The following is a 12,688-nucleotide window of genomic DNA, read 5'->3' as shown; positions in this document are numbered from 1 at the left end:
GTCCGTGCCAGTTCGAGGAGACCGAAGCACCGTGGCACCATCGGCCGGGCATCTCCGCCCGGGACGCTATCTCGCCTTCTTCGCCCTGATCGTGGTCGTGCTGTACGCCTTGGTGTTCTTCACCGGCAGCGGCAAAGCGACGCCGAAACTCGGCATCGACCTCCAGGGCGGCACCCGGGTCACGCTCACCGCGCGCACGCCCGACGGCGGCCAGCCCACCCGCGATTCGCTGAACCAGGCGCGCCAGATCATCGAGACCCGCGTGAACGGGATCGGCGTCGGCGGCACCGAGGTGGTGCTCGACGGCAACAACATCGTGATCACCGTGCCGGGCGAGCAGGGCGACGAGGCGAAGAACCTGGGCCGGACCGCCAAGCTCGGGATCCGCGAGGTGATCACCTCGGTCCCGAACACCCCGGCCGCGCCGCCCTCGGCTCCCGCCTCCGGCGCCCCGAGCGCCCCGGCGACCGCGCCGAGCAAGCCGGCCGGCGGCGGGGGAGCGGAAGGCGCCCCGGCGCAGCAGCCGCCGGGTTCGACCCCGTCGGCCCCCGGCGCGGGCACCGGCCAGGACGCGGGCAAGAACCCGATCGAGGCGGCCCGCGCGGTGCGCCAGGCTCCCGCGCTGATGCCGAAGGACCCGAAGAACCAGCAGGAGGCCGCCGCCGCGCAGGCCGCGCAGCAGAAGGCGCTCGCCGCCCTCACCTGCGCGCCCAACGCCGCCGACCCGCTGGAGGGCAACGACCTTCCCGGCCAGCCGCTGGTCACCTGCGGCGACAAGGACGCCACCAAGTACGTGCTCGGCCCGGAGTTCATCCCCGGCACCGAGATCTCCAGCGCGAACTCCGGCTACGACCAGCAGCGCGGCCAGTGGATCGTCGACCTGAGCTTCAAGGGCGCGGGCGGCAAGACCTGGGGCGACTTCACGTCGGCCAACATCGGCAAGCAGGCGGCGTTCGTGCTCGACACGGACGTGGTGTCCGCGCCGACCGTGCAGAACGCCATCCTCGGCGGCAACACGCAGATCACCGGCAAGTTCACCCAGACCGACGCGAAGAACCTGGCGGACATCCTCAAGTACGGTTCGCTGCCGCTGTCGTTCGACTCCTCGGACGCCACCACGGTGTCCGCGACGCTGGGCTACGCCTCGCTGCAGGCGGGCCTGATCGCCGGCGCGATCGGCCTCGCGGTCGTGTTCGTCTACTGCCTGTTCTACTACCGGCTGCTCGGCATCCTCACGATCTGGTCGCTGGTGCTGTCCGGCCTGCTCGTGTACGCGGTGCTGGTGCTGCTCGGGCGGTGGATCGGGTACACGCTCGACCTCGCGGGCGTCGCCGGCCTGATCATCGCGATCGGCATCACGGCCGACTCGTTCGTCATTTACTTCGAACGGCTGAAAGACGAGATCCGGGAGGGCCGGACCTTCCGGTCCGCGGTGCCGCGCGGCTGGGCACGGGCGCGGCGCACGATTCTGGCCTCGGACGCGGTCAGCTTCCTGGCCGCCGCGATCCTGTACATCATCGCCGTCGGCGACGTGCAGGGCTTCGCGTTCACCCTCGGCATGTCGACGGTGCTGGACCTGGTGGTCGTCTACCTGGTCACGCATCCGCTCGTGGCGATGGTGTCGACCTCGAAGTCGAAGTTCCTGTCCAACCCCCGGAATCTCGGCCTCGGCGCCGTCCAGAAGCTCGGCGCGCAGCGCAAGTCCACGCGCCCCGCTCCCGGCCGCCGCGCGAACGTGAAGGAGGCCTGACGTGAGCGACGAAACCGCAGGCGTCACCTCGGAAACCCCGGACGGCCCGGAAAGCGGAGCCGCCGCGGCCAAGCCCGGCAAGAAGGAAAGCTTCTTCCACCGGCTCTACGTCGGCACCGGCGCGGTCGACATCGTCGGCTCGCGCAAGCGCTGGTACATGTTCTTCGCGCTGCTGCTCCTGGTGTGCATCGGCTCGATGATCTTCCGCGGCTTCAACGTGGGCATCGAGTTCGAAGGCGGCACGCAGATCCAGCTGCCCGCGCACGGTTCGCACGGCCAGATCACCCAGGACCAGGTGATCAAGTCGTTCAACACCGCGCTCGGCGAGGCCCCGGCGGAGACCCAGACGGTCGGCACCGGCAACGCGGCGACCATCCAGACCCGCTCCGAGACCCTCACCGCCGACCAGGTGGCCAAGGTCAAGAAGCAGATCTTCGAGGACCTCGGCCCGGTCGGCACCAACGGCAAGTCGAGCGAGCAGGCCATCAGCGACAGCGCGGTGAGCGCGTCGTGGGGCAACGAGATCTCGCGCCAGGCCCTGATCGCGCTCGGCGTGTTCCTGGTCGCCGTCGTGATCTTCCTGGCGATCTACTTCGACACCAGGATGGCGTTCGCGGCGCTCATCTCGCTGCTGCACGACATCGTGGTCACCGCGGGCGTGTACTCGCTCGTGGGCTTCGAAGTCACGCCCGCGACGGTGATCGGTCTGCTGACGATTCTCGGCTTCTCGCTGTACGACACCGTGGTGGTGTTCGACAAGGTCCGGGAAAACACCCGGGGCTTGCTCGGCCTGTCGCGGCGCACGTACGCCGAAGCGGCGAACCTGGCGCTGAACCAGACCCTGATGCGATCGTTCAACACGGCGTTCATCGCCCTGCTGCCGATCCTGGGCCTGCTGATCGTCGGCTACATCCTGCTCGGCTCGGGCACGCTGCAGGACCTGGCGCTGGTGCAGCTCACCGGTACCCTTGTCGGCGTCCTGTCGTCGGTCGCACTGGCGACGCCGCTGCTGGTCGACTTCAAGATGCGCGACCCGCAGTATCGCCAGCAGGCCGACCGCGTCGCCGCCCGCCGGGCGAAGGCCGCGAAGCGCGAAGCAGCGGACGACGACTTCGACGCCAACGACGAGGACCAGCTGGCCGCCGAACTCCGCAAGGAAAAGGCCATGGCGGCTGCTGCCGGCGTCCCCGCACGGCACCCGAAGCAGCGTCCGTCGGGAAAGAAGAAGCGCTGAGCCCCATGAAGCTCGACGAGGCATTGGACCTGATCGCCGAAGTCCCGGACTTCCCGGAACCAGGCGTCCTGTTCCGCGATCTCAGCCCCCTCTTCGCCGACGGCCCAGGCTTCGCCGCAGTAGCAGACGCCCTAGCGGAAACCCTCGACCCGGCCTCCACCCTGGTGGCCGGCGTCGAGGCCCGCGGCTTCCTCCTGGCAGCAGCAGTCGGCTACTCCCGAGGCATGGGCGTAGTCCTGGTCCGAAAACCAGGCAAACTCCCCTCGGTAGCCGGACGAGTCGACTACTCCCTGGAATACGGCACCGCCAGCGTCGAACTCCCCGCGAACGTAGTGAAGCCAGGCCAACGCATCGCCATCATGGACGACGTCCTGGCCACCGGCGGCACAGTGGCAGCGACCGCAAAACTCCTGGAAGACGCAGGCGCAACAGTCACCGGCGTATCAGTAGTCCTGGAACTGGCCGCCCTGCATGGCCGCTCCGCCCTGGACGGCCGCACAGTCCACACGCTCCGCACAGTCTGACCCTCCACGCAAATCCGTGAGGGGAACCCTGAGGGACTCTGAGTCCCTCAGGGTTCCCCTCACGGACTTTGACGACCCCGCACCCACCCCACCAACCGCCGCCGACGCACCCACCCATGGAGCCACCCACCCCGCCCCCAACCCCGATACGAAGCCTCCTCTGCGGTTCGGGGGTGCTTGTCAAGGCATCTTTCCCGCCTTGACAAGCACCCCCGAACCGTCAGGACAATAAAACTTCGGGGTGGTGGCCCCCACCCGAGCAGGCGCAATGTCGCCGCCAGGCGACGAGCCAACCGCCACAGAGCGCAACGGCACGTCACCCACCCCGCCAAAAGACCAACCGGTTACCCTGAAGGTTCGAGGCCGCACGAAGCAGCTGGAGGTGCGGGTGAGCCAAGAGCTCGACGCCAACGTCCCCGCCAAGGGCGGTGCCACCCCCTCCAAAGGCGGCACCACCCCCGCCAAGACGGGGGCCACCGCCGCGGACCCCGGACGGCCCAACGGAGCCGCGCCCAACCCGTCCGCGACCCGCCGCGTCCGCGCCCGCCTGGCGCGCCGGATCACCGCCCAGCGCGCCGCCCCGGTCAAGCAGGTCCTCGAACCCCTGGCGGTCATCCACCGCGAACTGCACCCCAACTCCGACCTGGGCCAGCTCCAACGCGCCTACGACGTCGCCGAAGAACTCCACCGCGAACAACGCCGCAAATCCGGCGACCCGTACATCACCCACCCCCTGGCAGTAGCCACCATCCTCGCCGAACTGGGCATGGACACCACCACCCTCGTAGCAGCCCTGCTGCACGACACAGTGGAAGACACCGGCTACTCCCTGGAACAGCTGAAGGCCGATTTCGGCGACAAGGTCGGCGAACTGGTCGACGGCGTCACCAAACTGGACAAGGTCAAGCTCGGCACTTCAGCCGAAGCGGAGACCATCCGCAAAATGGTGATCGCGATGGCGAAGGACCCGCGCGTCCTGGTCATCAAGCTCGCCGACCGCCTGCACAACATGCGCACGATGCGCTTCCTGCCGCCGGAGAAGCAGGCCCGCAAGGCGCGCGAGACGCTCGAGGTGCTCGCCCCGCTGGCGCACCGGCTGGGCATGGCCACGGTGAAGTGGGAGCTGGAAGACCTCGCGTTCGCGATCCTGCAGCCGAAGAAGTACGACGAGATCGTCCGGCTGGTCGCCGACCGCGCGCCCTCGCGCGACACCTATCTGCGCAAGGTGATCGCGGACCTGACGAACAACCTGGTGTCGTCGCGGATCACCGCGAAGGTCGAGGGACGGCCGAAGCACTACTACTCGATCCACCAGAAGATGATCGTCCGAGGCCGGGACCTGGACGACATCCACGACCTGGTCGGCGTGCGGATCCTGGTCGAAGACGTGCGCGACTGCTACGCCGCGATGGGCGTGGTGCACGCGCTGTGGCAGCCGGTCCCGGGACGGTTCAAGGACTACATCGCGCAGCCGCGGTTCGGCGTGTACCAGTCGCTGCACACCACAGTGATCGGCCCGGACGGCAAGCCGCTCGAGGTGCAGATCCGCACCTACGACATGCACCGCACCGCCGAGTACGGCATCGCCGCGCACTGGCGGTACAAGGAAACCAAGGGCACGCACGCCAGCAACAACGCGATGGAGCTGGACGAGATCGCGTGGATGCGGCAGCTGCTCGACTGGCAGCGCGAGGCCGCGGACCCGGGCGACTTCCTCGAATCGCTGCGCTACGAGCTGGCCGCGCGCGAAATCTTCGTGTTCACGCCGAAGGGCGACGTGATCACGCTGCCCGCGGATTCGACGCCGGTGGACTTCGCGTACGCGGTGCACACCGAGGTCGGCCACCGCTGCATCGGCGCGCGCGTGAACGGGCGGCTGGTCGCGCTCGAGCGGAAGCTCGAGAACGGCGAGGTCGTCGAGATCTTCACGTCCAAGGCGGAGAGCGCCGGGCCGAGCCGCGACTGGCTGCAGTTCGCCGGTTCGCCGAAGGCGCGCGCGAAGATCCGGCAGTGGTTCGCGAAGGAGCGCCGCGACGAGGCGATCGACGCGGGCAAGGAAGCGATCACCAAGGAGATCCGCAAGGTCGGGCTGCCGATCCAGCGGCTGGTGTCGGCGGAGTCGATGGGCTCGGTGGCGACCGAACTGCGGCATGGCGACATTTCGTCGCTGTACGCGGCCGTCGGCGAGGGCCACACCAGCGCGAAGCACGTGGTGCAGCGGCTGGTCGCGCTCATCGGCGGGGTCGAGGAGGCCGAGGAGGAGCTGGCCGAACGGGCCACGCCGTCCACCGTCACGCGCCGCCGCGGCTCCAACGACGTCGGCGTCATCGTCAAGGGCGCGAGCGACGTCTGGGCGAAGCTGGCGCGCTGCTGCACGCCGGTGCCGGGCGACGAGATCCTTGGTTTCGTGACGCGCGGCGGCGGCGTGAGCGTGCACCGGACGGACTGCACGAACGCCGACGACCTGCGGACGCAGCCGGAGCGGCTGGTCGAGGTGGAGTGGGCGCCGTCGTCGTCCTCGGTGTTCCTGGTGGCGATCCAGGTTGAGGCGCTCGACCGGCACCGGCTGCTGTCGGACGTCACGAAGGTGCTGGCGGACGAGAAAGTGAACATCCTGTCGGCCTCGGTGACGACGTCGCGGGACCGGGTCGCGGTGAGCCGGTTCTCGTTCGAGATGGGCGACCCGAAGCACCTCGGGCACGTGCTCAAGGTCGTCCGCGGCGTCGAGGGCGTGTACGACGTGTACCGGGTGACCTCCGCGTCATAGCTGATCCGGCGGCGTGCAAGCCGTCCGGGCCGAGACGGGTGGCTGGCAGTTTCTCGGCCGGGCCCTGGGGTAGGCCTGCGCGCCGGATTGGCCGGTCGAACAGGCGCATTTCTCCCGCGAGCGCCAGCAGGTGCAGCGGGACTGCGACTCCGGCGAAGACCTGCGCGCGGCGCTCACGGCACCAGCTCCCCGAAGGTGACCCCGTGCCTGGCCGCGATGTCGCCGAGCAGCGGCACTGCGGCTGGCCACAGGGCGTTGGCCGGGACGCTGCGGTCGATCTCGCGGAAGAACTCGCCCATCGCGTCGTCCGGGGTGAGCACGAGGAACTTCGCGTGCGGCGTGTGCACGGTGAAGGTGTTGGGGATGCCCGCCGGGATGTGCACGAAGGCACCGGGGCCGAGGTCGTGGAGTTCGCCGTCGAGGCAGACGGTGATGCGGCCGTGCAGGACGTAGAACCCTTTCGCCCACGGGTCGGCGTGCGGCGGCACGGCGGGGCCGCGCGAGGCGTCGACCTCGAAAAGCTCGTAGCCGCCGGTGTCCGCGGCGGACGCTTTCACCGTCACGATGGCATCTTTCGTGTCTAGTTCCGGGCCTTCGCCCGCAGTGCTGAAGTGAATGGTCATAGCACCGAAGGTAGAAACGCCGCGGCCGCGCGACCATCCCGGAAATCAGGGATACCGGCTGCGCGAGGGCGCGCGCATACTTCCTCGGGTGTGGGAAGGCCGGGCGCAGGGCGTGCGGCGGGAGCTGGCGGCTCTCGCCACGGCCGGCTGCGGCGTCGCCGAGCTGCACGCGGCGGCCATCGAACTGGTCGACCGGGTCGTGCCGACGGAGCTGACCTGCTGGGCGTCGCTCGATCCGGACACCGCCGTGATCAGCTCGATGACCAGCGGCCGCGCGCGCATCCCGGGGGAGTACGAGCCGCTGCTGGCGACGTACGAATACGACGGCGCGGAGCCGCATACCTTCGCGCAGCTCGCCCGGCGGCCGGTGCCGGTAGCGCGGCTTTCCGACCTGCCGCGCCGGGAACGCGAGCGCAGCGGCCGGTGGGCGCAGGTGTGGCGGCCGCTCGGGCTGGAAAGCGAGTTGCGCGTCGGGTTTCGCGCGGACGGCGTCTGCTGGGCCGCCGCCGGGCTGGTGCGCCGGGGCGAGTTCAGCGACCGGGAGGTGGAGTTCCTGACCTCGATCGGGCCGACGCTGGCCGCCGCCACTCGGGTGGCGGCGCTGGCGCAAGGGGCGGCTTCGGCGGCGGAACCGGCGATTGTCGTGGTCGGACCGGACGGCCGCCGTCGCGGGGCGACCGAGGAGGTCGGCGCGTGGGAGTCCGAATTGGACGCGATCGCCGACGGCCGGTTCGCGGTGCTGCTGCGCGCGGTCGCGGTCGGTGCTCAGGCCGCGGCGAGCGGGACGTTCCGAGCCCGGGTCCGCGACGCGCGCGGCGGCTGGATTGTGTTGCAGGCCAGCAGGTTGGTCTCGGACGACGACGCCCGCGACATCGTCGTGACGATCCGCCGCGCCTCCGGCGGCGAGCTGCTGGACGTGCTGCTCGCGGCGTACCGGCTGACCTCGCGCGAACGCGACGTGTGCCGGGAAGTCCTGTCCGGACTGTCCACTTCGGACATCGCGGCGCGGCTGGGGATCTCGGCGAACACCGTGCAGGACCACCTCAAGTCGGTGTTCGGCAAGGTCGGCGTGCGCAGCCGCGGCGAGCTGACCGCACGGCTGTCCGGTTAGGCCGGTGATCTGTCCCACAGCGGGAGCGAGGCGAGGGCGCATTAGGGTGCTGGCATGACGGACGGACTCGAGTTCACCCGCGAAGGCGCCGTGGCCCGGCTGACGTTCTCCCGCCCGGAGAAGATGAACGCGATCACCCACGGCATGTGGGCGGCGATCCCGGGCGTGGCGGCCGAGGTCGAGGCCGATCCCGAGCTGAAGGCGCTCGTGCTGACCGGGGCCGGCCGGCATTTCTCCGCGGGCGCGGACATCGGCGAGTTCCGCGAGCTGCGCTCGACCGCGGACGCCGCCGCGAAGTACGACGAGGCCGTGGACAGCGCGGTGGCGGCGCTGACCGCGATGCGCAAGCCGACGGTCGCGATGGTCCAGGGCAACTGCATCGGCGGCGGCTGCCAGATCTCGGTCGCCTGCGACTTCCGCTTCGCCGCGGACGACGCGCGCTTCGGCATCACCCCGGCCAAACTCGGCATCGTCTACCACTTCGCCTCGACGCGGCAGCTGGTATCGCTGGTCGGTCCGGCGAACGCCAAGTACTTCCTGCTGTCCGGCGAACTCGTCGACGCGACCAGGGCCCGCGAGATCGGGCTGGTCAACGACGTGGTCCCGGCCGCGGACCTGGAAGCCGCGACGGCCCGGTTCACCGAGACCCTGTGCGGGCGGTCGCAGGCGTCGATCCGCGGGATGAACCGCATCATCGAGAAAATCGCGGCGGGCCAGGAGAAGACCGACGACGAGGTCGAGGAGATCCGGCTCGCCGCGCTGCACGGAGAGGACTACGCGGAGGGCGTGGACGCGTTCCTGAACCGGCGCGCGCCGAAGTTCACCTACCGCTAGACCAGCGCGATAAAGCGGTTGACGGCTCGGTGAGACTGGGGCCTGTGGCTCTGACAATTCACCGACGCAGCCAGAACCCGGAGCTTTTCCGGACGGTCGACCACGCCGATTTCGACCGGTCGTGGCCGGTTTTCATGCAGCACAACCCGACCGGGCACCTCTATTACGGCGAGCTCGACACCGTCGCCGATTACGTGCTGCTGGCGACCGACGGAGACGAGCCGGTCGCCAAGGCCTACTCGACGCCCTTCGCCTTCGGCGGCCCGGGGCGCGAGGCACTGCCCGACGGCGGGTGGGACGAGGTGATCCGGTGGCAGCACAGCGACCGGCTGGCTGGCCGGGACCGCAACGCGGCGACCGCGCTGGAGATCGTCGTCCGCAAGGAACGTCAGGGCGCCGGGCTTGCTTCGGTGATGGTGAATGCCCTGCGGGACAACGCTTTCCGGCTTGGGCATGAGGTGCTCTACGCCCCGGTGCGGCCGTCGCGGAAGGCTGACGAGCCGGAGACTCCGATGAGTGAGTACGCCTTCCGGGTGCGGGACGACGGCCTGCCCTACGACGCGTGGCTGCGGGTGCACGTGCGCGCGGGCGGGCGGATCCTGAAGGTCTGCCCGGTGTCGATGACGATTCCCGGAACGCTCGCGCAGTGGCGGGAGTGGACGGGGCTGCCGTTCGACACCGACGGGCCGGTGGTCGTGGAAGGCGCGCTGAGCCCGGTGCTGGTGTCGTTGGCGCAGGATTCTGCCGTGTATGTGGAGCCGAATGTCTGGGTGGAGCATCGCAGGCCCTGAGCGCTGCTAGATCTCGTCCCAGGGCGCGGCTTCGTAAGCTGCCGTCAGGAGTTCCGTCGCGACAGGGGAGGTGCGCAGGGGGACATCGTCCACCGACGCGACCGGGCGGCCGATGGTCGCGGAGTTGGTCACGAACATCGCGTCGAATTCCGGAAGCTCCGCCGGGTACACCGGCCGCGTCTCCTGCGGAACGCCAGCCGCGCGCAGCTGTTCCTCGAGCACCAGGTACGTGATCCCCGGCAGCACCGGGGCTTCCGGCCACACGATCGTCCCGTCGCGCAGGAAGCCGACGTTCCAGATCGTCGCCTCGCTGATCCGGCCGTCCGCGGCGAGGAACACGGCGTCGTCGTAACCGGCGAGGGCGGCGGCGCGCGAATGCTGCGTGAGACCGAAGCCGCCGAGGTGCTTCACATGCGGCAGATCCCGTTGGTAGGCAACAGATCGCAGCCGCATCGGCGTGGCGACGTGAGAGCGGGGCGGCGCGGTGCGCACGAGGATTTCGGGCGTCATCGCGGCGTCGTGCGGCGACGAGCGCGAGAAAATGATCACTCGCACCGACAACGCGCCCTGACCGGCGACGAGCCGCCGGACGTAGGCGCGGACCAGATCCGTGTCCAGTTCGCTGCCGAACACCTCGCGAGTGTTCGCCGCGAGGCGGTCGAGGTGATAGCCGAGGCCGCGCACGCGCCCGTCGCGGACCTGCATCGCGGTGAAGTGGCCGTAGCTGGTCGCCGCGGCGGCGAGATCGGCGGTACCGGGAGCGGTGCCGCCGATCTCGACTCGCATCGTCAACTCAGGAAACCGTGACCGCGGTGAACTTGACCGGCTCCTTGGGCTCGCCGGTCGAACCGTCCTGGCCGATGGCGCCGATGCCGTTCTTCGCGATCTTGTCGAGCACCTTCAGGCCCTCGTCGGAGATGCTGCCGAAGATCGTGTACTGCGGCTGCAGCGGCGCGTTGCCGTAGACCATGAAGAACTGGCTGCCGCCGCTGTTCGGCTGGCCGGTGTTGGCCATCGCGAGGACGCCGCGGCCGTACTTCGCGGTGTCGATGAACTCGTCCGGCACGGTGAAGCCCGGGCCGCCGCGGCCGTCCTTCAGCACGTCGCCCTTCGCGTCCGGGTCGCCGCACTGCAGCATCTGCAGGTCGGTGACGCCGAGGCGGTGGCAGATCGTGTCGGTGAAGAAGCCCTGCTTCGCGAGGCTCTCGAAGGCCTGCACGGTGCACGGCGCGAGCGCGCGGTCCAGCGTCATCGGGATGTCGCCCTGGGTGGACTTCATCGTGATGTTCACGGTCCCGCTCGAGGAGACGTTCTTGCCGTCCGGCACAGTCGGCTTCTTCGTCGACGGCGGCTTGCCGCTCGCGTCGGCCGGGTACGAGCACGTCGTCGGGTTCGGCAGCGCCTTCGGGCGCTTGGGGAGCGCGGTGCGCTCGGTGGGGATGTTCGTGACGCTCGGGACCGGCGGCGCGGAGCTCGACGGCGGCGGCGTGGCGGCCTGCTGGTCGCCGCTGCCCCCGCTGTTCACGATCCACACCACGAGACCGGCGACGATGAGGACCACACCGCCGACCACTCCAGCGCCCACGATCTTGCGTCGCTTCGCCTGTTCCGCCCGGCGCACGAGCTGCCGCTCGAGTTTGCGCTTAGCGGCTTCTCGGCGCTGCTGGTTGGTCGCCACCCGCCCTCCAGTTTCCGCTCGAAGTCACACGTCTGAGGTAGCGGCAGTGTATGGGCACAGCCTGTGAGGACTCCGTACAGGGGCGGCTAGTCTTCACCGGGTCGTGATCAAGGCCGCTTCCTGGGAGGAGGGTTCGGTGCTCGTCGCCGGGTTCGCCGCGGGTCCGCTCCGCTCGAATTGCTACCTGCTGGCCCCTGCCGCCGAGGGTCCGTGCGTCGTCGTCGACCCGGGCGAGGGGGCTGCCGAACCGCTGGCCGAGGCGTCGGCGGAGCACGGGCTGACGCCGGTCGCGTTGCTGGCTACGCATGGGCATCCGGATCATGTGGGTGCTGCTGCTGAGCTGTCGCGGGTGCACGGGGTGCCGCTGTGGATGCATCCGGGGGACGCTGAGTGGTACGACGGGGCGTTTGAACCGCTCACCGGGAACTGCGTCGAGGCGGCTGGGCTGGCTGTGGGAGTGCTTTCGCTGCCTGGGCACACGCCGGGGTCCGTGGCGTTCGCGGTCGAGACGGGCGAGGGTGGCAGGCTGGTGTTCACGGGGGACACGCTTTTCGCCGGATCGGTCGGGCGTACCGGCGGGTCCGGTGCTGACCTGGAGAGTTCGTTGCGCACATTGCTTACGCTCGCTGATGAGACCGTCGTGTTGCCTGGTCATGGGCCGGCTACGACTATCGGGCGCGAGCGCGCCGGGAATCCGTTCGTGCCGGGGGGTGCGCGGTGACTGAGAAGCCGGTGGAGCGGGTGCCGTTGTTCGCTGATGAGCCGAAGTTGCGGCGGCGGCGGGCTTGGTCTGGGATTTTTGGCGTGGTGGTTTTGGCTGCTGCGTTTGGCGGGATTGTGGGGTTGATCGGCGGGCAGGTGGCCGGGCTGATCGTGGCGGCTGTGGTGGCTGTGCCGTTGGTTTACGTGGTGTTGTATGCGGCTCGGCGGCGGGTTTGGCTGGAGGGGACGACGCTCGTCGTGCGGACCTGGGGGGTTCGGCGGGTGGATTTGCTTGAGGCGCCTCGGTTGGATGTGGTGATCAGTGACGTTCGGGGGAATCGGACTGTTGCGTTGCTGGTTAATGCTGGGCAGCGGCGGCGGGCTGTGAAGCTTGATTTGGCCGTGTTTTCCGGGACTGGGGGGCGGGAGTTGGGGGCGCTTCAGTTGCGGAGGCTGGCTGATGCGTTGTTGAACAATACTGAGGCTAATGGGTTGGTGTTTTCGGAGTTGTTGGTGGCGGAGTTGCGGGCTGAGGCTCGGGGGGATGCGGTGGCGGAGAGGCCGTTGTATCGGTTGGCTTCTGCTGCGCCTGGGGGGAAGTATTTGCAGAGGTTTCCCATGGAGGCTGTTAGTCGGTTTGTGGCTACGCTGGGGTGAGTTGGGTGACTAGGTCA

Annotated in this window: 12 protein-coding genes; 9 read left to right on the top strand and 3 right to left on the bottom strand. The window is 69.3% G+C overall.

The features are described from left to right. Positions 1 to 31: 31 nt before the first annotated feature. The 4 genes from secD (at position 32) to ABD156_RS22580 (ending at position 6,275) form a co-directional block, all read left to right on the top strand. Positions 32 to 1,750 (top strand): protein translocase subunit SecD, encoded by a 1,719-nt coding sequence (secD, locus tag ABD156_RS22595; protein WP_344276925.1) that lies wholly within the window; start codon positions 32 to 34, stop codon positions 1,748 to 1,750. 1 nt (position 1,751) lies between these two features. Then, positions 1,752 to 2,984 (top strand): protein translocase subunit SecF, encoded by a 1,233-nt coding sequence (secF, locus tag ABD156_RS22590; RefSeq protein ID WP_344276922.1) that lies wholly within the window; start codon positions 1,752 to 1,754, stop codon positions 2,982 to 2,984. 5 nt (positions 2,985 to 2,989) lie between these two features. Continuing rightward, positions 2,990 to 3,508, top strand: coding sequence for an adenine phosphoribosyltransferase (locus ABD156_RS22585; RefSeq protein WP_344276919.1), 519 nt, complete (start codon positions 2,990 to 2,992; stop codon positions 3,506 to 3,508). A 388-nt stretch (positions 3,509 to 3,896) separates the two neighbouring features. Continuing rightward, positions 3,897 to 6,275, top strand: a complete 2,379-nt coding sequence (locus tag ABD156_RS22580; RefSeq protein ID WP_344276917.1) for a RelA/SpoT family protein — start codon at positions 3,897 to 3,899, stop codon at positions 6,273 to 6,275. Positions 6,276 to 6,448: 173 nt separating this feature from the next. On the opposite strand, the gene ABD156_RS22575 is transcribed toward ABD156_RS22580, so the two are convergent. Beyond that, positions 6,449 to 6,898, bottom strand: coding sequence for a cupin domain-containing protein (locus tag ABD156_RS22575; protein WP_344276915.1), 450 nt, complete (start codon positions 6,896 to 6,898; stop codon positions 6,449 to 6,451). A gap of 88 nt (positions 6,899 to 6,986) precedes the next feature. Between ABD156_RS22575 and ABD156_RS22570 the strand changes: the two genes are divergently transcribed. Genes ABD156_RS22570 through ABD156_RS22560 form a run of 3 tightly spaced genes read left to right on the top strand, consistent with a single transcriptional unit; the run spans position 6,987 to position 9,634 of the window. Further along, positions 6,987 to 8,009 (top strand): helix-turn-helix transcriptional regulator, encoded by a 1,023-nt coding sequence (locus tag ABD156_RS22570; protein ID WP_344276912.1) that lies wholly within the window; start codon positions 6,987 to 6,989, stop codon positions 8,007 to 8,009. Positions 8,010 to 8,063: 54 nt separating this feature from the next. Then, on the top strand, positions 8,064 to 8,843 hold the full coding sequence (locus tag ABD156_RS22565) for an enoyl-CoA hydratase/isomerase family protein (RefSeq protein ID WP_344276909.1): 780 nt from the start codon (positions 8,064 to 8,066) through the stop codon (positions 8,841 to 8,843). A 44-nt stretch (positions 8,844 to 8,887) separates the two neighbouring features. Next, on the top strand, positions 8,888 to 9,634 hold the full coding sequence (locus ABD156_RS22560; protein WP_344276907.1) for an N-acetyltransferase: 747 nt from the start codon (positions 8,888 to 8,890) through the stop codon (positions 9,632 to 9,634). Between the two features lie 6 nt (positions 9,635 to 9,640). On the opposite strand, the gene ABD156_RS22555 is transcribed toward ABD156_RS22560, so the two are convergent. Both ABD156_RS22555 and ABD156_RS22550 read right to left on the bottom strand, forming a co-directional pair. Continuing rightward, positions 9,641 to 10,420 (bottom strand): aminotransferase class IV family protein, encoded by a 780-nt coding sequence (locus ABD156_RS22555; protein ID WP_344276904.1) that lies wholly within the window; start codon positions 10,418 to 10,420, stop codon positions 9,641 to 9,643. Positions 10,421 to 10,427: 7 nt separating this feature from the next. Further along, positions 10,428 to 11,312, bottom strand: a complete 885-nt coding sequence (locus ABD156_RS22550; RefSeq protein ID WP_344276902.1) for a peptidylprolyl isomerase — start codon at positions 11,310 to 11,312, stop codon at positions 10,428 to 10,430. Positions 11,313 to 11,448: 136 nt separating this feature from the next. Here ABD156_RS22550 and ABD156_RS22545 point away from each other — a divergent pair, with 136 nt between their 5' ends. Together ABD156_RS22545 and ABD156_RS22540 are read left to right on the top strand one after the other, a co-directional pair. Then, on the top strand, positions 11,449 to 12,033 hold the full coding sequence (locus ABD156_RS22545; RefSeq protein ID WP_344277623.1) for an MBL fold metallo-hydrolase: 585 nt from the start codon (positions 11,449 to 11,451) through the stop codon (positions 12,031 to 12,033). Then, the gene (locus tag ABD156_RS22540; protein ID WP_344276899.1) at positions 12,030 to 12,671 is read left to right on the top strand and encodes a hypothetical protein; all 642 of its coding nucleotides are present in this window, start codon (positions 12,030 to 12,032) and stop codon (positions 12,669 to 12,671) included. Before ABD156_RS22545 ends, ABD156_RS22540 begins: the two co-directional genes overlap by 4 nt. Positions 12,672 to 12,688 lie beyond the last annotated feature (17 nt).

Source organism: Amycolatopsis albidoflavus (assembly GCF_039525725.1).
Taxonomy (GTDB): Bacteria; Actinomycetota; Actinomycetes; order Mycobacteriales; family Pseudonocardiaceae; genus Amycolatopsis; species Amycolatopsis albidoflava.
This window is presented reverse-complemented; position numbering and strand designations above follow the sequence as displayed.

What these genes read in the sequence shown, in the direction of transcription:
- ABD156_RS22555 (WP_344276904.1), bottom strand. Translation starts at nt 10,420, where the DNA reads ATGCGAGTCGAGATCGGCGGCACCGCTCCCGGTACCGCCGATCTCGCC.
- ABD156_RS22565 (WP_344276909.1), top strand. Translation starts at nt 8,064, where the DNA reads ATGACGGACGGACTCGAGTTCACCCGCGAAGGCGCCGTGGCCCGGCTG.
- ABD156_RS22585 (WP_344276919.1), top strand. Translation starts at nt 2,990, where the DNA reads ATGAAGCTCGACGAGGCATTGGACCTGATCGCCGAAGTCCCGGACTTC.
- ABD156_RS22575 (WP_344276915.1), bottom strand. Translation starts at nt 6,898, where the DNA reads ATGACCATTCACTTCAGCACTGCGGGCGAAGGCCCGGAACTAGACACG.